Source organism: Ramlibacter cellulosilyticus (assembly GCF_014297465.1).
GTDB lineage: Bacteria > Pseudomonadota > Gammaproteobacteria > Burkholderiales > Burkholderiaceae_C > Ramlibacter > Ramlibacter cellulosilyticus.
Map to the genome: position 1 here is coordinate 262,759 of NZ_JACORT010000008.1, position 18,599 is coordinate 281,357.

Below are 18,599 nucleotides of genomic sequence, written 5' to 3' on the forward strand. Positions count from 1 at the left end.
TGCTGGGGCCTGTCACGCCATCCGACTCGCCGGGTTCGGCAGCGGGTTCTGGTCAATCCCGGACGGCAGGTCCGGGAACGGGGCGGATTCTAGGAAGCCGCCTAATGCCAGGTCAAGGATGTTTCGTTCAAGCCTTATTCTATACAGGTTGTAAGACGGGCTCCACTTTAGGGCTGAGCCAGCCGCGAGTTCCGTAGGCAGTCGGCGTCGGCCGCTGTCAGGCGCTGGCTGACACGGCGCCGGTGCTTCCAAAACTGTAGCGCCCCGTCGCGATCAGGAGCTCGGCCGCCGCTCGTCGGGCTCCCCGCCGGCGCCCCGCCGCCTGTCAGGAAAGCCGGGCGGACGGACGGGCTGGCCGCACCACGGTCCAGCGCGTGGCAATGGGGCGCCGGAGCCCTATTGAAAAGGCGCATTGGAAAAGGACGCCGGCCTCGTCTAACTTGGTGGGGCCCGAGGAATCGGGCATCAGCCGGTAGGGCCACATCCGTGGTAGCCCCGGCCCCTCTTGGAAGCAATCTTTGCTTCCGGCGCAATGCGGGCACCAGGCCTGCGTTGCGGACCCAGACGGCAGCGACATCGGGTCGGTCCGTCCAGCCCGGCAGGCAGCTTCAGGCTCCTGGCCGGGCTTTCTCATTGGCGCCTCCCCTTTGCGATCCAACACCCGCGCCCGGCGTGTTTCAATCGCGGCGAGAATACGCACCTTGCCCCCATCGCCGGGGGTTTTGCATTCCAACGAACGAATCCGCAGTGAGCACCTTGAAGACCCACGACACCCAGGCGCTGGACACGCTGACCGGGGGTGCCTTTTCCGCGCCGACCTCCGGCGAGCGCGCCGCGCGCGTGCGCGACTGGCTGGCCCGCGACCCGAGCGCCGAGCAGATGCAGGAGGTGTTCCGCGAGCTGAGCGCCCGCGACAAGGGCGCCGCCCGCCTGCTGCGCGAGAAGCTCGACGAGATCAAGCGCGCCAAGGGGCAGGAGGCGATCGCGGCGGAGTGGGCCGAGAAGGCGCGCCAGCTGCTCGCCCAGCCCCGGTTGAACATCGCCGATGCGATGGCTTGGCAGCGCGACGCCGCGAAGGCCGGCGCCCCCCTCAGTCGCGAGCCGCTCGCCGGCGTGAAGACGCAGCTCGCCGACCGCGTCAAGGGCATCGAGGACCTGCAGACCCGCGTGCAGGTGCAGCGCGAGGCGGCAGTGCTGCTCGCGCAGCGCATCGAGGTCCTGTCCACGAAGTCCTGGAAGGACGCGGAAGCCGCCGCGGAGGCGCTGCGCGCCGACGTGCCGCAGTGGCAGTCCCAGGCGCAGGGCCTGCTGGACGACCCGAACTGGGCGAGCGTGGACGCGAAGTTCCCGCCGCTGCTGGACGCATCGCGCGGCCAGCTGCAGGTGGTGTGGGACGCCTTCCAGAGCGCGCTGGCGCAGGCGAGTGCCGCCGCGACGGATGCGACCGCGCCGCTGCCGCCGGTGCCCGTGTGGGCCGACGAACTGCGCCAGGCCCGCGGCCTGCCGCCGGAAGCGGCGCCCACGCCGAAGGCCGCGAAGCCGAAGGTCGACCCGGAAGTCCGTGCGAAAGCCAACCAGGCCGTGCAGGACGCGCTCTCGAAAGTGGAGCAGGAGGTCGCGCAGGGCCACGGCAAGGCGAGTGCGGGCGCGGCCAACGCGCTGCGCAATGCGCTGAAGGAACACGGCAAGCTGGTCGACGACAAGCTGGAGCAGCACGCCCATGCCGCGCTCGCGGCCGCCACCGAACTGGAAGGCTGGCAACGCTGGCGCGCCGACCAGTTGCGCCAGGAACTCGTCGCCAAGGCCGAAGCGCTGTTCGAACCCGTGGCGCCCGCCACGCCGCCGGCTGCGGCCACCGCGAACACCGATGCGGCCGCGACCGCCGAAGCGGAGGCCGTGTCGCCCGCCGCCGCGCCCGAGCCGCCCCCCGCGCGCAAGCCGCGCTACGGCGGCCGCAAGATGCAGGAGACGCTGCGCAGCCTGCGCGAGCAGTGGAAGCAGGTGGACCAGGGCGGCCCGCCGAACCACGCGCTGTGGAAGCGTTTCGACGAAGCCTGCAACGAAGCCTACAAGGTGGTGCAGGAGTGGCTGGACAAGGTCAAGACCGAGGCGGCCGAACACCGTGCCGCGCGCGTGGGGCTGATCGAGGAAGTGAAAGCCTGGGCCGCCGCGCACGCGGATGCGCCCAACGGCGACTGGAAGTCGTTCAACCGCGCGCTGCACCAGTTCTCCGACCGCTGGCGCGAGGCGGGGCACCTGAGCGAGAAGGCGTTCGCCGAACTGCAGCCGCAGTGGAAGGAAGCGATCGGCCAGGCCGCCGCGCCCCTGGACCGCGCGCAGAAGGCAAGCATCGAGCGCCGCAACGCGCTGATCGAGGAAGCGAAGGCGCTCGGCGAAGCGCCGATGCTGCGCATCGACGCGGTCAAGTCGCTGCAGCAACGCTGGCAGGCCGAGGCGCAGTCCGTGCCGCTGGACCGCAAGCAGGAACAGAAGCTGTGGGACGCGTTCCGCAAGCCGATCGACGAAGCCTTCAACCGCAAGACGCAGGAGCGCGAGAAGGCCGCCGCGTCCATGAGCGCGCGCGACCGCGCGGTGCTGGACGCATCGCGTTCGGTGGAAGAAGCGACCGCCAGCGGCGATGCGCAGAAGATCCGCTCGGCGATGGCTGCGCTGGAGCAGGCCCTCAAGGCGCGCGATGACGCGCAGGCCGCGGCGGCCCCTGCTGCCGCGGCGCCGGAAGCCGCCGCGGCACCCGCGGCCGAAGCCACGGAGACCGAAGCTGCGGCTGCACCCGCCGGGGGCGAGGGGGAAGGCGAGGCTGCGGCCGCGGCACCCGCCGCGCCCGCGAAGGCTGCGCCGAAACCCGTCATCGCGCGGCGCGGCGACGACCGCCCCGGCCAGAAGCGGCCGGAGACGCAGGTGCCCGCCGGCCGCGGCAAGTTCGGCGACAGCCGCCGCCCGGGACCGGGTGGCCGCGATGCGCGGGACGACCGCCGGGGTGGCTTCGGCCGCGACCGCGACGATCGCCGCGAAGACCGCGGGCCGCGCCTGGGCGACGCCGCCTTCCGCGCGCAGCGCGACGCGCTGGACCATGCGCAGCAGGCGCTGCGCAAGCTCGCCGCGCAGGCGCACGGCGAGGCGCTCACGCAGTTGATGACCGCGTGGGAGCAGCGTTCGGGCGAGCAGGTGCCCAGCCACCAGGAGCTGGGCAAGGTCGTGAACCCGCAGGTGCGCCAGGGCTGGGTGCAGGCCCTGGGGCAGGGGCCGTCGGGCGATGCGTCCGAGGCGCTGCTGCGCCTGGAGATCGCCGCCGACGTGCCGACGCCCGCGGAGCAGATCGCCGCGCGGCGCCAGATGCAACTGCAGCTGCTCACCAAGCGCCACGAGCCGGGCCCGCAGGAGACCTGGGGCGCGGACGTGGGGAAGGTGCTGGCGAGTGGGTACGACGCGGGGGCGGCGCGCAGGTTGCAGAACGCGTTGAAGAATTTGTTGCGGCGGTGAGGGGAACGCCGGGGTGCGCTTCGCGCAACCCAGCCTACGGGGCGCTTCGCGCAACCTAGCCTACGCACGTGCGCACCACCGGGCCGCGGCTTGGAACCCGCCCGTAGGCTGGGTTTCGCCGCAGGCGAACCCCAGCTTTCAGCGCTTCGCCAGGAAAAACCCGTCGAACAGCGCCGTCAACTCCGCAAACTCCTGCGCGAACCTCCCCCGGTTCACGAAATACGCCTCGCACGCCACCGCGAAGAACTCGTCGATCGCCGTCGCGCCGTAGTCGTCGAGCCAGGGCATCTCTCCGCCGAAGCGCTCGGCGATCTTCACCTGCTCCACGAAGCGTTCGTACTGCGGCTGCAGCACGCCCAGCCAGCCTTCGCGCGCAGCGCGCGAAGGCATGGGCGGGCAGCCGTCGGGCGCCCCGTCGCGCAGGTCGATCTTGTGGACGAACTCGTGGATCACCACGTTGAAGCCGGTATCGGCGGTCGCGCCGGCGTGCGCCACGTCGTGCCAGTTCAGCATGACCGGCCCGCCCTCCATGGTCTCGCCGGCGAGCACCTCGTCCCAGTCGTGCACCACGCCGGTCTCGTCGACCTGGCTGCGCCGGGCCACGACCTCGTCGGGATGCACGACGATCGTCACGAAATCGTCGTACCAGCCCAGGCCCAGGTGCAGCACGGGCAGCACCGCCTGCGCCGCGATCGCGAGCGCGATCTCGTCGGTGATCTCCAGTCCGCCGGCACCGTGGAATTCCTTCCGGCCCAGGAACTGCGCGGCCATCGTGCGCAGGCCCGCGACCTCGTCGTCAGGACGCTCGGCGAGGAAGGGATAGCGCGCCAGCGTCGCGCGCCACAGCGGCTCCGGCAGTTCCGGCGCGCGGCTGCGCTTGAGCCAGCCCCACATCAGGCGAGGGCGATGCGCTCGCTGCGGCCGTCCGCGTGCAGGCGCAGCGCTTCGAGGCGGGGCGGCGTGGCGGCCGCGTCCCAGTCGCTCAGGACGATGCGGCGGTGCGTCGCATCGAGGGCGTGCTCCGCCGGCTTGTGCGTGTGCCCGTGCACGAGCACGGGCGCACCCGCGGCATCGAGCCAGGCCAGGGCCGTGGCGGTGTCCACGTCCGCATAGTCGCGGCCGGTGCGTTTCAGCTGCTCGCTCTCCGTGCGCATGCCGCGCGCGACCTGCTGCCGCCGCGCGAGCGGCTGCGCCAGGAAGCCCTGCTGCCACGCCGGGTCGCGCACCTGCGCGCGGAACGCGAGGTACTCGGTGTCGCCGATGCAGAGCGCGTCGCCGTGCGACAGCAGCCAGCGCTGCGCGCCGAACACGAAGACGGTGGGATCGGCCAGCAGCGTGAAGCCGGTCGACTGCGCGAGCCCGCTGCCGACGAGGAAGTCGCGGTTGCCCGCGAGGAAGAAGACCGGCAGGCGCGCCGCCGTGGCGCGCAGCACCTGCGCGCACTCGCGCTCGAAGCCGGGCTCCGCCGCGGCGTCGTCGCCCACCCACGCCTCGAACAGGTCGCCGAGGATGAACAAGGCATCGGCCTGCACGGCGCCCATGTAGCGCCGCCAGGCTTCGAAGGTCGCGGGTTCGGCCGCCTGCAGGTGCAGGTCGGAGATGAGTTCGACGCAGCGCCACCCCGGGGCGGCGCGCAGTTCCTGCGCCGCGGGGAGGGCCACCGCGCTCAGACGACCACTGCCTTTTCGATCACGACGTCCGTCTTCGGCACGTCGCCGTGGCCGCCGCGGTTGCCGGTCTGCACGCCCTTGAGGCGGTCCACCACGTCCTGGCCGGAGACGACCTTGCCGAACACGGCGTAGCCCCAGCCTTGCGGCGTGGGCGACTTGTGGTTCAGGAACTCGTTGTCGGCGACGTTGATGAAGAACTGCGCGGAGGCGGAGTGGGGCGCGGACGTGCGCGCCATGGCGACGGTGTAGCGGTCGTTCTTCAGGCCGTTGTTGGCCTCGTTCTCGATCGGCGCGTCGGTGGGCTTCTGGCTCATGCCGGGGGCGAAGCCGCCGCCCTGGATCATGAAGCCGTCGATGACGCGGTGGAAGATGGTGCCGTCGTAGTGGCCCTTCTTCACGTAGTTCAGGAAGTTGGCGACAGTCTTCGGCGCCTTCTGTTCGTCCAGCTCCAGCGTGATGACGCCTTCGCCCGCGATGTGCAGTTCGACCTTGGGATTCATGGGGAGAGCCTCTCTTACTGGACGATCGTCGCCGACTGGATCACCACCGGGGTGAGCGGCACGTCGCCGTGCATTCCGGCGCTGCCCGTGGGCACCGCCTTGATCTTGTTCACCACGTCCATGCCGCTCACGACGCGGCCGAACACGGTGTAGCCGGGCGCGTTGGGGCCCGGGGGATCGAGCGTGCGGGTGTTGTCCGCGACGTTGATGAAGAACTGGGACGTGGCCGAGTTCGGGTCGCTCGTGCGCGCCATGGCGATCGTGCCGACCTCGTTGCGCAGGCCCTTGGCGTAGGCGTCGCGGCCTTCGTGCGCGACGGGGGCGCGGGTCTTCTTCTCGACCATCTTCGCGTCCATGCCGCCGCCCTGGATCATGAAGCCGTTGATCACGCGGTGGAAGATCGTGCCGTCGTAGTGCCTGTCGCGCACGTACTGCAGGAAGTTCTCCGCCGTCTTCGGCGCCTTGTCGGGATAGACCTCGACGACGATGTCACCCGCACTGGTGACCAGCTTGACCTTGGGGGCATCGGCAGACCAGGCGCTTCCCGCCAGGCAGCCGATCAGGATGGTGGCGGCAGCCAGGCGGCGCGTCACGGACAGCATCAACCGATCACTCCTTCGAAAAAGATCTTCCATTGCGGCCCCTGGCGCACCCAGTACTGGCGCTTGACGGGGCCGGTGCGGGCGCCGGTGGCGACCTCGCCGAAGGTTACCACCATGGTGTCCGCGCTGTCGCTCCAGCGCAGGAGCGAGAGGTCCTTCAGCTCGATGTCCTTGCCGCGCATCTTGCTGAGCTCCACCTTCATCACGGGCGCGAATTCGGCGATGGACTTGCCGTCGACCTTGAAGTCCGGCGTGTAGAAGGCCATCAGGCGGTTGATGTCGCCGCTGGCCTTGGCATTGCGCCACGCCTGGAGCACGTCGTTGAAATGGCGGTTCTCGGCCTGCACGCTGGACGGCGGCACCCAGCGCAGCGTGGGAGCGATCACGACGGGCGTCGTGCGCACTTCCACGGTCTTGATGATGCGGTCCAGGTCGGGGTTCGCCAGCACCACGCAGCCGTCCGTGGCCTTGGGGGCGCGCGAGAACTGGTCGGGCGGCGTGCCATGCAGCCAGATGCCGCGCCCCGTCTTGCCGCGGCGGGCGTCGTACGGGTTGGGGTAGTTGATGGGCAGCGCGCCGACGCCGTAGAAGTCCTTGAGCGACTTCGGGTCGAGGTTGCTGGTGATGAAGTAGACGCCGAGCGGGGTGCGCAGGTCGCCCTCGGCGACCTTCTCGATGCCCGACTTGCCGACCGAGATGTAGTAGTCGGCGATCAGCTTCAGGCCCTCGGGGCCGTTCTGGAACAGGTACAGGCGCGCGCGCGAAGAGTCGATGGCGATCGCGTGCCGGTTCTTGGGCGACAGCTGCAGGAACTGCGCGGGGATGGCGCCAGCCGGTGGCCGCTCGCGCAGCGCGCGCATGCGCAGCTGCGATTCCTCGCGCAGCTCGGACAGGGCCTGCGCGCCGGCGGGCAGGGTGCCGTCCGGCACGTCGCCGAACGCTTTCAGCGGGCGCGTCTGCGTGGTGAGCAGGTCGCCGTACACCAGCTGGGCGAGGGCGAAGTTGGGATGGTCGCGCACCAGGGCTTCGGCCTTGTGCAGCGCCGCGCGGCTCTGGGCCTGGCCGATGAGCTTGTAGATCTCGATCAGCCGGCCCTCGGCCTCGCCGTCGCGCGGCGTGGCGGCCGCCGCCTTGCGCGCGGGGGCGTGCTTGCCGTTGCCGGCGGCCACGGCGGGGGCGAGGAGGGTGGCTGCGCAGCACAGGGCCGCGACGAAACGGGAAGCCGGGAGGAAGCCGTGGGTGAGGTTCAACTGCACAACCTTCGCCAGTCCTTGCATCGACGCCGTCAGGCGCCGGTGCTCTCCCGCACGATCGCCCAGCGGTCGCCCGTCTTCACGAGGTCGAGCGTCTTGCGGCTGTTCACCTTCAGCGCGTCGGCGCTGTAGGCCTGGTGGAACTTCGCGGTCGCCTTGTTGCCGTTGACCGTGACCGACAGGTCGCTGATCTGCACGCTGATCTTGCTCTTGCCGACGATGCGCGCGCGGCGCTCCGATTCCCAGGCGGCGCGCGACTGCTTGCCGGGCGGGTCGAACTCCTTGCCGTAGGCGGCGAGGTAGGCGGTCATGTCCTTGGCGGCCCACGCGTTCGCCCAGGCGCGCACGGCGGCCTCGACGTCGGCGTTGCCGGAGGCGGACGGTGCCGCCGCGGGCGCGGGGGCCGGTGCAGCGGCGCGGGGAGCGGCAGCGGGGGCTGCGGCGGTCACCGCCGGCGCAGGGGCCGGAGCGGCTGCGGGCGCGGGTGCCGGTGCGGGTGCGGGAGTGGGAGTGGCCGGGCGCGCGGCCAGCGCCGGCGCCGGCGCCGGCGCAGGAGCCGGTGCGGCTGCGACGGCGGGCGCGGGCGCCGGAGCGGCCGGGCGCGCCGCGGGCGCCGCTGCAGGCGCGGGCGCCGGTGCGGCGGCCACCGCCGTGCCGGGGCGCGTGTTGACGGCGACGTTGCGGCCGCCGGTGGAGAACAGGTCGCGGATCAGCGCCAGCTTCGGTTGCACCGCGGTGTTGCCCGCGTCCAGCTGCAGCGCGCGGCTGTACGCCTGGCTCGCGAGCTTGGCGTAGACGTCGCCGAGGTTCTCGTGCGCCGTGGCGTAGCTGGGATTCGTGCGGATCGCCATCTCGAGGGCGGCGCGCGCCTTGTCGAACTGCGCCTGGCCCGCGTACAGCACGGCGAGGTTGTTGTAGGGTTCCGGCAGCTCGGGGTAGTCTTCGGTGAGCTTCTGGAACGTGGTGATCGCTTCGTTGGTGCGGCCCGCCTCGGTGAGCACCACGCCCTTGAGGAAGCGCATCTGCGGGTCCTTGGGCTTGCCGGCCAGGTACTGGTCCGCCTTGGTGAGCGCCTCCGTCAGCTTCCCGGTGCGCATCAGCTGGTTCACGTCGGCGTACTCGTCGGCGCGGGCGGCGCCGCCCGCCAGCAGGGCGGCGGTGAGGACGGCGAGACCCAGTGATTTCGGGATGCGGGTGCGGGCGAGCTTCATGAGGCCTCTTGTTCCAACGCTTACGACAATGCGCCCGGACGGGGCTATATACTGCGGGCCGATTGTAGCCGTGGGGCCGCGCCACGGCGCATGTCCTCGCCTCAGAACAACACCTTGCCCGCGGCCGCAGCGCCGGCGGCGCACCCACCGATTTCAATGAGCCAGCGCATCTACAACACGCTCACGCGTGCTCTGGAGGACTTTTCCCCGATCGAGCCGGGGCACGTCCGGATGTACGTGTGCGGCATCACCGTCTACGACCTGTGCCACGTGGGGCACGCGCGCGCCTACGTCTCCTTCGATGTGGTGCGACGCTGGCTGGAGGCGTCGGGCCACCGCGTGACCTTCGTGCGAAACATCACGGACATCGAGGACAAGATCATTCGCAGGTCCGTCGAAAACGGGGAGACTGTGCGCTCCCTCACCGACCGCATGATCGCCGAGATGTACCGGGACTTCGACGCCCTGGGCATCGCCCGGGCCACCCACGAACCCCGCGCCACCGACTACGTGCCCCAGATGCTGGACATCGTCCGCAAGCTCGAAGACAAGGGCCTCGCCTACCGCGCGGGCGGCGACGTGAACTACGCGGTGCGCCGCTTCCCCGGCTACGGCAAGCTCTCGGGCAAGTCCCTCGACGAACTGCATGCGGGCGAACGCGTGGCCGTCCTCGAAGGCAAGGAGGACCCGCTCGACTTCGTGCTGTGGAAGGCCGCCAAGGCGGACGAACCGGCGGACGCGCAATGGGACAGCGCCTACGGGCGCGGCCGCCCCGGCTGGCACATCGAGTGCTCCGCGATGTCCTGCGCGCTGCTCGGGGACACCTTCGACATCCACGGCGGCGGCGCCGACCTGCAGTTCCCGCACCACGAGAACGAGATCGCGCAGAGCGAGGGCGCCAACGGCGTGCCGCTCGCGAAGGTGTGGATGCACAACGGCTTCGTCAACATCGACAACGAGAAGATGTCGAAGTCGCTGGGCAACTTCTTCACCATCCGCGAGGTGCTGAAGCAGTTCGACGCCGAGACGATCCGGTTCTTCATCGTCCGCGCGCACTACCGCAGCCCCCTGAACTACAGCGACGTGCACCTCGAGGACGCGCGCGGCGCGCTCAAGCGCCTCTACACGGCGCTCGACGCCGTGCCGCCGGCGGACGTGCAGGTGGACTGGAAGGAGCCGCACGCGGCGCGCTTCCGGGCCGCGATGGACAACGACTTCGGCACGCCCGAAGCGGTCGCGGTGCTGTTCGACCTGGCGGCGGAAGTGAACCGCACGAAGTCGGCCGAACGCGCCGGCCTGCTCAAGGCGCTGGGCGGCACGCTGGGCATCCTGCAGGGCGACCCCAAGGCCTTCCTGCGCGCGGGTGCGACGCTGGACGACGCCACCATCCAGGCGCGGATCGACGCCCGCGCCGCCGCCAAGCAGGCGAAGGACTTCGCCGAGGCGGACCGCATCCGCAAGGAGCTTCTCGAACAGGGCATCGTGCTGAAAGACTCCCCCTCCGGAACGACTTGGGAAGCCAAGCAGTGACGGATGGCGTGGTCCAACTGGTCACCCCGGAGTATTGGGACGAGGCCTGCAAGTACCTGACCCGGCGCGACCGCGTCATGAAGCGCCTCATCCCGCAGTTCGGCGAGGCCTGCCTGCAGTCGCGCGGCGACGCCTTCACGACGCTCGCGCGCAGCATCGTCGGCCAGCAGATCTCGGTGAAGGCCGCCCAGAGCGTGTGGGACCGCTTCGCCGCGCTGCCCAAGCGCATGACGCCGGCCAACGTGCTGAAGCTCAAGGTGGACGACATGCGCGGCGCGGGCCTGTCCGCGCGCAAGATCGAATACCTCGTGGACCTGGCCCTGCACTTCGACTCGGGCGCCATCCACGTGGACGCCTGGCGCGAGATGGGCGACGAGGACATCATCGCGGAGCTCGTGGGCATCCGCGGCATCGGCCGCTGGACCGCGGAGATGTTCCTGATCTTCCACCTCATGCGGCCGAACGTGCTGCCGCTGGACGACGTGGGCCTCATCACCGGCATCAGCAAGAACTACTTTTCCGGCGATCCGGTGTCCCGAAGCGACGCACGGGAGGTCGCGGCCGCCTGGAACCCCTATTGCTCGGTGGCGACTTGGTATATTTGGCGGTCGCTCGACCCGCTGCCCGTCGCCTACTGACGAGCCAGACCAACGCGGGCGGCCACTTCAGAGGAGCAACCTTGGCGAAACGAACCTTCCTGGACTTCGAGCAGCCCATCGCGGAGCTGGAAACGAAGATCGAGGAGCTGCGCTACGTACAGACCGAGTCCGCCGTCGACATCTCCGAGGAGATCGAGCAGCTCGGCAAGAAGAGCCAGCAGCTCACGAAGGACATCTACAGCCAGCTCACGCCGTGGCAGATCACCAAGATCGCCCGGCACCCGGAGCGGCCGTACACCATGGACTACATCAACGAAATCTTCACGGATTTCGTCGAGATGCATGGCGACCGCCACTTCGCGGACGACCAGTCCATCGTCGGCGGCCTCGCCCGCTTCAACGGCAACGCCTGCGTGGTCCTGGGCCACCAGAAGGGCCGCGATACGAAGGAGCGCGCCGCGCGCAACTTCGGCATGAGCCGCCCCGAGGGCTACCGCAAGGCGCTGCGCCTGATGAAGACGGCGGAGAAGTTCAAGCTGCCGGTCTTCACCTTCGTCGACACGCCCGGCGCCTATCCCGGCATCGACGCCGAGGAGCGCGGCCAGTCCGAGGCCATCGGCCGCAACATCTACGAGATGGCGCAGCTCGAGGTGCCGATCATCACCACCATCATCGGCGAGGGCGGCTCCGGCGGCGCGCTGGCGATCTCGGTGGCCGACCAGGTGCTGATGCTGCAGTACTCGATCTATTCGGTGATCTCCCCCGAGGGCTGCGCGTCGATCCTCTGGAAGACCTCCGAGAAGGCGCAGGACGCGGCCGATGCCATGGGCATCACGGCGCACCGCCTGAAGGCGCTGGGCCTCGTCGACAAGATCGTGAACGAGCCGGTCGGCGGCGGCCACCGCGACCACAAGCAGATGGCTGCCTTCCTCAAGCGCGCGCTCAACGACGCCTGGCGCCAGGTGAGCGACCTCAAGGTGCGCGAGCTCCTCGAGCGGCGCTACGAGCGGCTGCAAAGCTATGGCCGCTTCTCAGACACCAAGGCTGAAGCCAGCTGATCCCGCGGGCAACCCCGCCGTCGCCGCGCTCGCCGGCCTGGAGTTGCCCCTGCCCCTCGCCGTCGCCTTCAGCGGCGGCGCCGATTCCACCGTCCTGCTCCTCGCCGCGGCCGCGCGCTGGCCGGGGCAGGTGCAGGCCATCCACGTGCACCACGGGCTGCAGGAGGCGGCGGACGCCTTCGAGCAGCACTGCAAGCATGTGTGCGCCGAACTCGGCATCCCCTTGCACGTGCGGCGCGTGCATGCGCGCAACGCCCTGGGCGAAAGCCCGGAAGACGCGGCACGCAACGCCCGCTACCAGGCGCTCGCCCGCGCGGCACGCGATGCGGAACTGAAGGCGGTGCTGCTCGGGCAGCACGCGGACGACCAGGTCGAGACGCTGCTGCTCGCATTGAGCCGTGGCGCCGGGCTGCCGGGGCTGGCCGCGATGCCGCCGGTGTTCCAGCGCGAAGGCATGGTGTTCGTGCGGCCGCTGCTGGCGCTGTCCGCGCGCGCCATCCGCGAGTGGATCGCGGAGCAGGGCGTGCTGGTGGTGGAGGACCCGACGAACACGGACACCTCCTTCACCCGCAACCGCATCCGGCGCGTGGTGCTGCCGGCGCTGGAGGAATGCTTCCCGCAGTACCGCGAGACTTTCGCGCGCACGTCGCGCCACGCGGCACAGGCGCAGGAACTGCTGGAAAGCGTGGCGGTGGAAGACCTGGCGCGCATGGGCGGTACGCCGGCGTTGACGGCGCTGCAGGTGCTGCCGCGCGCGCGCCAGGGCAACGTGCTGCGGCACTGGCTGCGCAGCGCCCACCAGGCGCAGGCGAGCGCGGCGCAGCTCGAGGAGTTGCTGGACCAGGTGGCGGACTGCAGGACCCGCGGGCACAAGATCCGGATCAAGGTGGGGGGCGGGTTCGTGGAGAGGAGCGGGGAGCGGCTGGCGTATCGCGACGAATCCGCTTGACTTGCTGGGGTGCGCTGCGCGCAACCCAGCCTACGAACGTGTCGGCATCCTCCTTCGCGCCGCGCGGCCCCGTAGGCTGGGTTGCGCGCAGCGCGCCCCAGCGATGGAACCCCCTTCACGCCCGTCGGTATAATCCCTAGGTTCTGCGCGTCACAGGTCCGCCCCCCGCGGACCTTTCCGCCTCCGGCCGCCGCAAGCGGCCCCAACCCACCCCCCGTTCCGATGGCATTGATCGTTCACAAGTACGGCGGCACGTCGATGGGCTCGACCGAGCGCATCCGCAACGTCGCCAAGCGCGTCGCCAAGTGGGCTCGCGCCGGCCACCAGATGGTCGTGGTGCCCAGCGCCATGAGCGGCGAGACCAACCGCCTGCTGGGCCTCGCCAAGGAGCTGCAGCCCGCCAAGCCGGACGACGCCGTGCTGCGCGAGCTGGACATGCTGGCCTCCACCGGCGAACAGGTCTCCGTGGGCCTGCTCGCGCTGGCGCTGCAGGCCGAAGGCGTGCCCGCCGTCAGCTACGCAGGCTGGCAGGTGCCCGTGCGCACCAACAGCGCGTACACCAAGGCCCGCATCGAATCGATCGACGACGTGCGCGTGCGCAAGGACCTCGACGCGGGCAAGGTGGTGATCATCACGGGCTTCCAGGGCATCGACGACCTGGGCCACATCACGACGCTCGGCCGCGGCGGCAGCGACACCTCCGCGGTGGCCGTGGCCGCGGCGCTGAAGGCCGCCGAGTGCCTGATCTACACCGACGTGGACGGCGTGTACACCACCGACCCGCGCGTGGTGCCGGAAGCGCGCCGCCTGCAGACGGTGAGCTTCGAGGAAATGCTGGAAATGGCCTCCATGGGGTCCAAGGTCCTGCAGATCCGTTCGGTCGAATTCGCGGGCAAGTACCACGTCCCGATGCGCGTGCTCTCCAGCTTCACCCCGTGGGACATCCCCATCGAGGAGGAAGCGGTCTCCGGCACGCTGATCACTTTTGAGGAAGACGAGAAAATGGAACAAGCCGTTGTCTCCGGCATTGCGTTCAACCGCGACGAAGCCAAGATCTCCATCCTGGGCGTGCCCGACCGCCCCGGCATCGCGTTCCAGATCCTGGGCGCCGTGGCCGACGCCAACATCGAGGTGGACGTGATCATCCAGAACGTCTCGCACGACGGCAAGACGGACTTCAGCTTCACCGTGCACCGCAACGACTATGCGCGCGCGCAGGACGTGCTCAAGACCAAGGTGCTGCCCGCGCTGGGCACCGACCGCATCGAGGGCGACACGCGCATCTGCAAGGTGTCCATCGTCGGCATCGGCATGCGCAGCCACGTGGGCATCGCGGCCAAGATGTTCCGCGCGCTGTCGGAAGAGGGCATCAACATCCAGATGATCTCCACCAGCGAGATCAAGACCTCCGTCGTGATCGACGAGAAGTACATGGAGCTCGCGGTGCGCGCGCTGCACCGCGCCTTCGACCTGGACCAGAAGTAAGGAAAAAACCCGGCCGGCCGGCTCCCGTCGAGCCGGCTTCGGGTATCATCCCAGCCTTCGGAGCGATGACCGAGAGGCCGAAGGTGCTCCCCTGCTAAGGGAGTATGCGGGCCAAAACCTGCATCGAGGGTTCGAATCCCTCTCGCTCCGCCAAACAGGCCCGCCTCCCGGCGGGCTTTCCTTTTTGCCGCTGCCATGCCGACCGATTTCGCCAGCATCCTCGTCCTCGTCGTGAGCTGTGCCATCACCTTCACGGCGGCGCGCGTCCTCGGGCGCAAGTGGCGCGAGAAGCGCCGCGAGAAGGAAGAGGCGGCGAAGCGCGCCGGCGAGAGCCGCCAGGTGCGCCGCGCCCGCGAGCGGCGCCAGCACAAATAGGAAAGCCGCCTTGCGGCGGCTTTCCACTCCCTGGAGACGTTCTTCGCGTTATCTCTGCGCGGACGGCTTGTCGCCGTCCTTGTGCCCTGCATGGCGGTGGCGTTCTCCGGCGGCATGGGGCCTGCGCGATCCGCCGGCCCGCAACTCCAGGCCGTAGGACTGCGCGGTGACCGCCAGGATGACGGGGACCCGCTGCAGCATGGATGCCGTTTTCGTTTCGCTCATCTTCTTCTTTTCCCTGTACTGCTTCGCTGTGCTTGTGTGACGCAACGCAGGGAGTATGGACGGAGGCCCGTCGGGACTCTGCCAGTGGGGTGCGTCACGCGAGGTCAGCGGTATCTGACATCCAGCTCGGCCGCGGGGAGAGCCACGGCACGCCTGCGCGCAGCGAACTGCCGCACGAGGACGGGGACGACGAGGCCCGCGCCGGCGAGCGTGACCCACAGCCCGGGAGCGATCAGCAGCAGCGCCGAGGCGAGGCACAGCAGCTGCTCCCACCGCCTCAGCTCGACCAGCATGAAGCGGCTGAGCGCCGCGGCGAGCACCACGATGCCCAGCACGCAGCCGGTGAAGGTGATGGCGAAGTCCGCCCAGGTGAAGCCCTTCGCCACGAGCAGCAGCGAGGGCGAGAAGACGAAGACGAAGGGCACCAGCGCCTTCGCCATCCCGAGGCGGAACGCCGTGTTGCCGGTCTTGAACGGGTCGCTGCCCGCCATGCCCGCCGCCGCGTACGCGGCCAGCGCCACCGGCGGCGTGATGTCCGCGAGCACGCCGTAGTAGAAGACGAAGAAGTGGGCCACGAGGGGCTGCACGCCCAGCTGCACGAGCGTGGGGGCCGCGACCGTCACCATGATGATGTAGTTGGCCGTGGTCGGGATGCCGCAGCCCATGAGCACGCACACGACTCCCGTCATCACGAGGGCCGCCAGGAGGGTGAGCGCCTTCGTGTCGGCCATGAACGCGGGCAGCACGGCAGCCAGCCCGCCGGCGATCGCCTGCGCCCAGCCCGTGATGATGTAGCTGATCTTGAAGCCCACGCCGGTGAGCGTGACCACGCCGATGACGATGCCGACCGTGGCCGCGGCGGCGCCGACGGCCAGCGCGTACTTGGCGCCGGTCTCGAGGGCTTCCACCAGCACGCCGTGGCCGATGCGTCCGGTGATGCCGGCGAGCTTCCAGCCGGCGATGGCGATCACGATCGCCGCCGCGAACAGCCCCAGCTTGACCTGCTCGCTCGCGTTGCCGTAGTCGACGAAGGCAATGCCGGCGAGCAGCGCATGCAGCACGGCGCAGAGCAGCCAGTTCGCCGCGCGGTTGCCGGCGACGCGCGTGGTCAGGCCGACGATGGCGCACGAGCTGATGCCGGTGAAGGCGGCGAGGTAGGGCGTGCGGCCCGACACGAGGATGCCGACCAGGAGCACCAGGGGGATGAGCGTCGGCCAGCGCTGCTTCAGCGACTCGCGCAGCTTCGGCATCTCCTCCGCGGTGAGGCCGCGCAGCCCGTAGCGCTTGGCCTCGAAGTGCACCTGCATGAAGACGCCGAAGAAGTGCATGAAGGCCGGCACCACCGCGGCGGCGATGATCGTCTGGTAGGAGACGTTGAGGAACTCCACCATCAGGAAGGCCGCCGCGCCCAGCACCGGCGGCGTGATCTGCCCGCCCGTGGACGAAGCGGCTTCCACGGCGCCCGCGAACTCGCGCCGGTAGCCTACCCGGATCATCGCCGGGATGGTCAGCGAGCCGACGGTCACCGCGTTCGCGACCGAGGAGCCGGAAAGCATGCCGAACATCGCGGAGCCGAACACGCTCACCTTGGCGGGCCCGCCCGCGTAACGCCCGGCGACGGTGGAGGCGATGTCGAGGAACAGCTGCCCCAGCCCGATGCGCGTGGCCATCACCCCGAACAGCACGAAGTGGAAGACGTAGGTCGCCACCACGCCGATCGCCACGCCGTAGATGCCCTGGCTGGTGAGGTACTGGTGGTTGATCATCTGCGACCACGTGGCGCCCGCGTGCTTCAGCAGGCCGGGGAACACGGGTCCCGCCAGCGCATACGCGGTGAAGCCGATCGCGATCAGCGGCAGCGGCCATCCCATGGAGCGGCGCGTCGCCTCGAGCAGCGTGACGAACAGCACGGACCCCATCACCACGTCCATGGTGCTCGGGTTGCCGACGCGGAACGCGAGGTCGTCGAACACGTACGGGATGTACAGCACGCTCGCGGCGCAGCCGAGGGCGAGCAGCCAGTCGGTGAGCGGCACGGCGCCCGGCGCGTACCAGCGCGCGACGGGGTGGGCCTCGTACGCCGTCTTGGTGCGCGGGAAGACGAGGAAGATCAGCCCCAGCACGAACGCCATGTGCACGCCGCGGTGCGTGGTCTCGCGCAGCAGGCCGAAGCCCGCGGTGTAGTAGTGGAAGAGGGACAGCGCGATCAGCAGCCCCACCACGATCCAGGTGGCGGGCGACACGGTGCGCCGGAAGCGCATCTCCGGGTCGAACTTCTCTTCCAGCTCCAGCAGCTTGCGCTCGTCGAGCGCGGTCAGCGTCGTCATGCCTTGTCCTCCTCCCAACGAAAACAGGGAGGCGGGCCTCCCTGTTGCCGGTGCACGCGCGGCGGCCTTACTTGATCAGGCCGGCTTCCTTGTAGAACTTCTCGGCGCCCGGGTGGAACGGGATGCCGACGCCCTGCACGGCGTTCTCGCGGGTGATGAACTTGCCCTTGGCATGGCCGGCCTGCAGCGCCTTCTGCGCCTGCTCGCTGTACATGGCCTTGGTGATCTCGTAGACGGTCTCCGCCGGGATCTTCGCGCTCGTCACCAGCTGGGCGCCGACGGCCAGGGTCTGCACCTGCGCAACGTCCTTGTAGGTGTTGGCGGCGATGGTGTCGACGGCGAAGTACGGGTTCTGCTTGCGCAGCGCGTCGGCCGGCGCGCCGGTCAGCGGCACCAGTTCGATGCCCACGCCGCTGGAGGCCAGTTCGGCGATGGCACCGGCGGGCGCGCCGCCCACGAAGAAGAAGGCGTCGAGCGAGCCGTCCTTCAGCTTGTCGCCGGCCTGGTTCGGCTTGATGTAGTCCGGCTTGATGTCGGATTCCTTGACGCCCCAGGCGGCCAGCACCATGCGCGCGTTGATCAGCGTGCCGGAGCCGGGCTCGTCGAGCGCCACGCGCTTGCCCTTCAGGTCGGCGACGGTCTTGATGCCCGAGCCCTTCTTCACCACCAGGTGGATGCTCTCGGGGTACAGGTTGGCGATCATGCGCAGGTCGGCGACCTTGGGCTTGCCCTCGAAGGCACCGGTGCCGGTGTACGCCCAGGTGGCCACGTCGGACTGCGAGAAGCCGGCTTCCATGGAGCCGCTCGCGACCGCGTTCACGTTGGCGAGCGATCCGTTGCTGGCCTGCGCGGTGGCGACGATCTTGCCGGGCTGCGAGACGGCGTTGGCGATCATGCCGCCCACGGGGTAGTACGTGCCGGCGGTGCCGCCCGTGCCGATGCGGAAGAACTGCTGCGCGTGCGCGGCGCCGGCGAAAGCCAGCACCGCGGTGGCGGCGACGGCCCACTTCTTGATGTTCATCGAGATCTCCTGGAAACGACCATGGATGCGAAGCAGGAAGTAGACCATCCCGCCGAGGCGGTCTTGCCTAGGAGAAGCACCAAGGCTGGGCAGGAATGGCTTGTCATCCCGGGCTCGACCCGGGAACCATGAGGCGGCTGATCGGACGCCCCAATGGATTGCGGGTCAAGCCCAGTAGTGTCCGGAGATCCATTCTCATTTGAGCGCTAAGTTGTTGATGCGCATGGAGAAAGAGGTGGTCTCCGGAGAAATCTATATCGATTCCGCGTGAGCTGGCTTGGACACTTTCCGCT

General features: G+C 69.7%; 16 protein-coding genes and 1 tRNA gene. 8 read left to right on the forward strand and 9 right to left on the reverse strand.

What is annotated here, in order from left to right; genetic code table 11:
* The first annotated feature begins 747 nt into the window (after positions 1-747).
* Positions 748-3,501: a DUF349 domain-containing protein gene (locus H8N03_RS18850; RefSeq protein ID WP_354005146.1), complete on the forward strand. Its 2,754-nt coding sequence runs from the start codon at positions 748-750 to the stop codon at positions 3,499-3,501.
* 138 nt (positions 3,502-3,639) lie between these two features.
* On the opposite strand, the gene H8N03_RS18855 is transcribed toward H8N03_RS18850, so the two are convergent.
* From H8N03_RS18855 to H8N03_RS18880, 6 genes are read right to left on the reverse strand one after another with little or no spacing between them, the layout of a single operon-like run.
* The gene (locus H8N03_RS18855; RefSeq protein WP_187077748.1) at positions 3,640-4,395 is read right to left on the reverse strand and encodes a M90 family metallopeptidase; all 756 of its coding nucleotides are present in this window, start codon (positions 4,393-4,395) and stop codon (positions 3,640-3,642) included.
* Positions 4,395-5,171: a UDP-2,3-diacylglucosamine diphosphatase gene (locus H8N03_RS18860; protein ID WP_187077779.1), complete on the reverse strand. Its 777-nt coding sequence runs from the start codon at positions 5,169-5,171 to the stop codon at positions 4,395-4,397. The genes H8N03_RS18855 and H8N03_RS18860 overlap by 1 nt, the downstream gene beginning before the upstream one ends.
* On the reverse strand, positions 5,168-5,671 hold the full coding sequence (locus H8N03_RS18865) for a peptidylprolyl isomerase (RefSeq protein ID WP_187077749.1): 504 nt from the start codon (positions 5,669-5,671) through the stop codon (positions 5,168-5,170). The genes H8N03_RS18860 and H8N03_RS18865 overlap by 4 nt, the downstream gene beginning before the upstream one ends.
* A gap of 14 nt (positions 5,672-5,685) precedes the next feature.
* Entirely contained in the window at positions 5,686-6,273 is a 588-nt protein-coding gene (locus tag H8N03_RS18870; protein WP_187077750.1) for a peptidylprolyl isomerase, read from the reverse strand.
* A complete protein-coding gene (locus H8N03_RS18875) occupies positions 6,273-7,523 on the reverse strand; it encodes a L,D-transpeptidase family protein (protein WP_255428285.1) in 1,251 nt (416 codons plus the stop codon). The genes H8N03_RS18870 and H8N03_RS18875 overlap by 1 nt, the downstream gene beginning before the upstream one ends.
* A 35-nt stretch (positions 7,524-7,558) precedes the next feature.
* Entirely contained in the window at positions 7,559-8,737 is a 1,179-nt protein-coding gene (locus H8N03_RS18880; RefSeq protein WP_187077752.1) for a nuclear transport factor 2 family protein, read from the reverse strand.
* A gap of 156 nt (positions 8,738-8,893) precedes the next feature.
* Here H8N03_RS18880 and cysS point away from each other — a divergent pair, with 156 nt between their 5' ends.
* The 7 genes from cysS to H8N03_RS18915 all read left to right on the forward strand — a co-directional run bounded on the left by cysS (position 8,894) and on the right by H8N03_RS18915 (position 14,733).
* Positions 8,894-10,267 carry a cysteine--tRNA ligase gene (cysS, locus tag H8N03_RS18885; protein WP_187077753.1) on the forward strand — a complete coding sequence of 458 codons (1,374 nt, stop codon included), beginning with the start codon at positions 8,894-8,896 and terminating at the stop codon, positions 10,265-10,267.
* An 8-nt stretch (positions 10,268-10,275) separates the two neighbouring features.
* Positions 10,276-10,905, forward strand: coding sequence for a DNA-3-methyladenine glycosylase family protein (locus H8N03_RS18890; protein WP_435531673.1), 630 nt, complete (start codon positions 10,276-10,278; stop codon positions 10,903-10,905).
* Between the two features lie 41 nt (positions 10,906-10,946).
* Complete coding sequence (locus H8N03_RS18895) at positions 10,947-11,924, forward strand: acetyl-CoA carboxylase carboxyltransferase subunit alpha (protein WP_187077754.1); 978 nt, start codon at positions 10,947-10,949, stop codon at positions 11,922-11,924.
* Positions 11,887-12,873, forward strand: coding sequence for a tRNA lysidine(34) synthetase TilS (gene tilS / locus H8N03_RS18900; RefSeq protein ID WP_187077755.1), 987 nt, complete (start codon positions 11,887-11,889; stop codon positions 12,871-12,873). Before H8N03_RS18895 ends, tilS begins: the two co-directional genes overlap by 38 nt.
* 222 nt (positions 12,874-13,095) lie before the next feature.
* Positions 13,096-14,358 (forward strand): aspartate kinase, encoded by a 1,263-nt coding sequence (locus H8N03_RS18905; protein WP_187077756.1) that lies wholly within the window; start codon positions 13,096-13,098, stop codon positions 14,356-14,358.
* A gap of 59 nt (positions 14,359-14,417) precedes the next feature.
* Positions 14,418-14,511: transfer RNA gene (locus H8N03_RS18910), tRNA-Ser, on the forward strand.
* Positions 14,512-14,553: 42 nt separating this feature from the next.
* The gene (locus H8N03_RS18915; protein WP_187077782.1) at positions 14,554-14,733 is read left to right on the forward strand and encodes a hypothetical protein; all 180 of its coding nucleotides are present in this window, start codon (positions 14,554-14,556) and stop codon (positions 14,731-14,733) included.
* Positions 14,734-14,781: 48 nt separating this feature from the next.
* On the opposite strand, the gene H8N03_RS18920 is transcribed toward H8N03_RS18915, so the two are convergent.
* From H8N03_RS18920 to H8N03_RS18930, 3 genes are all read right to left on the reverse strand, one after another.
* On the reverse strand, positions 14,782-14,958 hold the full coding sequence (locus H8N03_RS18920) for a hypothetical protein (protein ID WP_187077757.1): 177 nt from the start codon (positions 14,956-14,958) through the stop codon (positions 14,782-14,784).
* A gap of 104 nt (positions 14,959-15,062) precedes the next feature.
* Positions 15,063-17,285, reverse strand: coding sequence for a TRAP transporter permease (locus H8N03_RS18925; RefSeq protein WP_187077758.1), 2,223 nt, complete (start codon positions 17,283-17,285; stop codon positions 15,063-15,065).
* 67 nt (positions 17,286-17,352) lie between these two features.
* Complete coding sequence (locus H8N03_RS18930; protein ID WP_187077759.1) at positions 17,353-18,306, reverse strand: TAXI family TRAP transporter solute-binding subunit; 954 nt, start codon at positions 18,304-18,306, stop codon at positions 17,353-17,355.
* Positions 18,307-18,599: the final 293 nt, after the last annotated feature.

What these genes read in the sequence shown, in the direction of transcription:
- H8N03_RS18925 (WP_187077758.1), bottom strand. Translation starts at nt 17,285, where the DNA reads ATGACGACGCTGACCGCGCTCGACGAGCGCAAGCTGCTGGAGCTGGAA.
- H8N03_RS18865 (WP_187077749.1), bottom strand. Translation starts at nt 5,671, where the DNA reads ATGAATCCCAAGGTCGAACTGCACATCGCGGGCGAAGGCGTCATCACG.
- H8N03_RS18855 (WP_187077748.1), bottom strand. Translation starts at nt 4,395, where the DNA reads ATGTGGGGCTGGCTCAAGCGCAGCCGCGCGCCGGAACTGCCGGAGCCG.
- H8N03_RS18905 (WP_187077756.1), top strand. Translation starts at nt 13,096, where the DNA reads ATGGCATTGATCGTTCACAAGTACGGCGGCACGTCGATGGGCTCGACC.
- H8N03_RS18930 (WP_187077759.1), bottom strand. Translation starts at nt 18,306, where the DNA reads ATGAACATCAAGAAGTGGGCCGTCGCCGCCACCGCGGTGCTGGCTTTC.
- H8N03_RS18920 (WP_187077757.1), bottom strand. Translation starts at nt 14,958, where the DNA reads ATGAGCGAAACGAAAACGGCATCCATGCTGCAGCGGGTCCCCGTCATC.
- H8N03_RS18870 (WP_187077750.1), bottom strand. Translation starts at nt 6,273, where the DNA reads ATGCTGTCCGTGACGCGCCGCCTGGCTGCCGCCACCATCCTGATCGGC.
- H8N03_RS18915 (WP_187077782.1), top strand. Translation starts at nt 14,554, where the DNA reads ATGCCGACCGATTTCGCCAGCATCCTCGTCCTCGTCGTGAGCTGTGCC.
- tilS (WP_187077755.1), top strand. Translation starts at nt 11,887, where the DNA reads ATGGCCGCTTCTCAGACACCAAGGCTGAAGCCAGCTGATCCCGCGGGC.
- cysS (WP_187077753.1), top strand. Translation starts at nt 8,894, where the DNA reads ATGAGCCAGCGCATCTACAACACGCTCACGCGTGCTCTGGAGGACTTT.
- H8N03_RS18880 (WP_187077752.1), bottom strand. Translation starts at nt 8,737, where the DNA reads ATGAAGCTCGCCCGCACCCGCATCCCGAAATCACTGGGTCTCGCCGTC.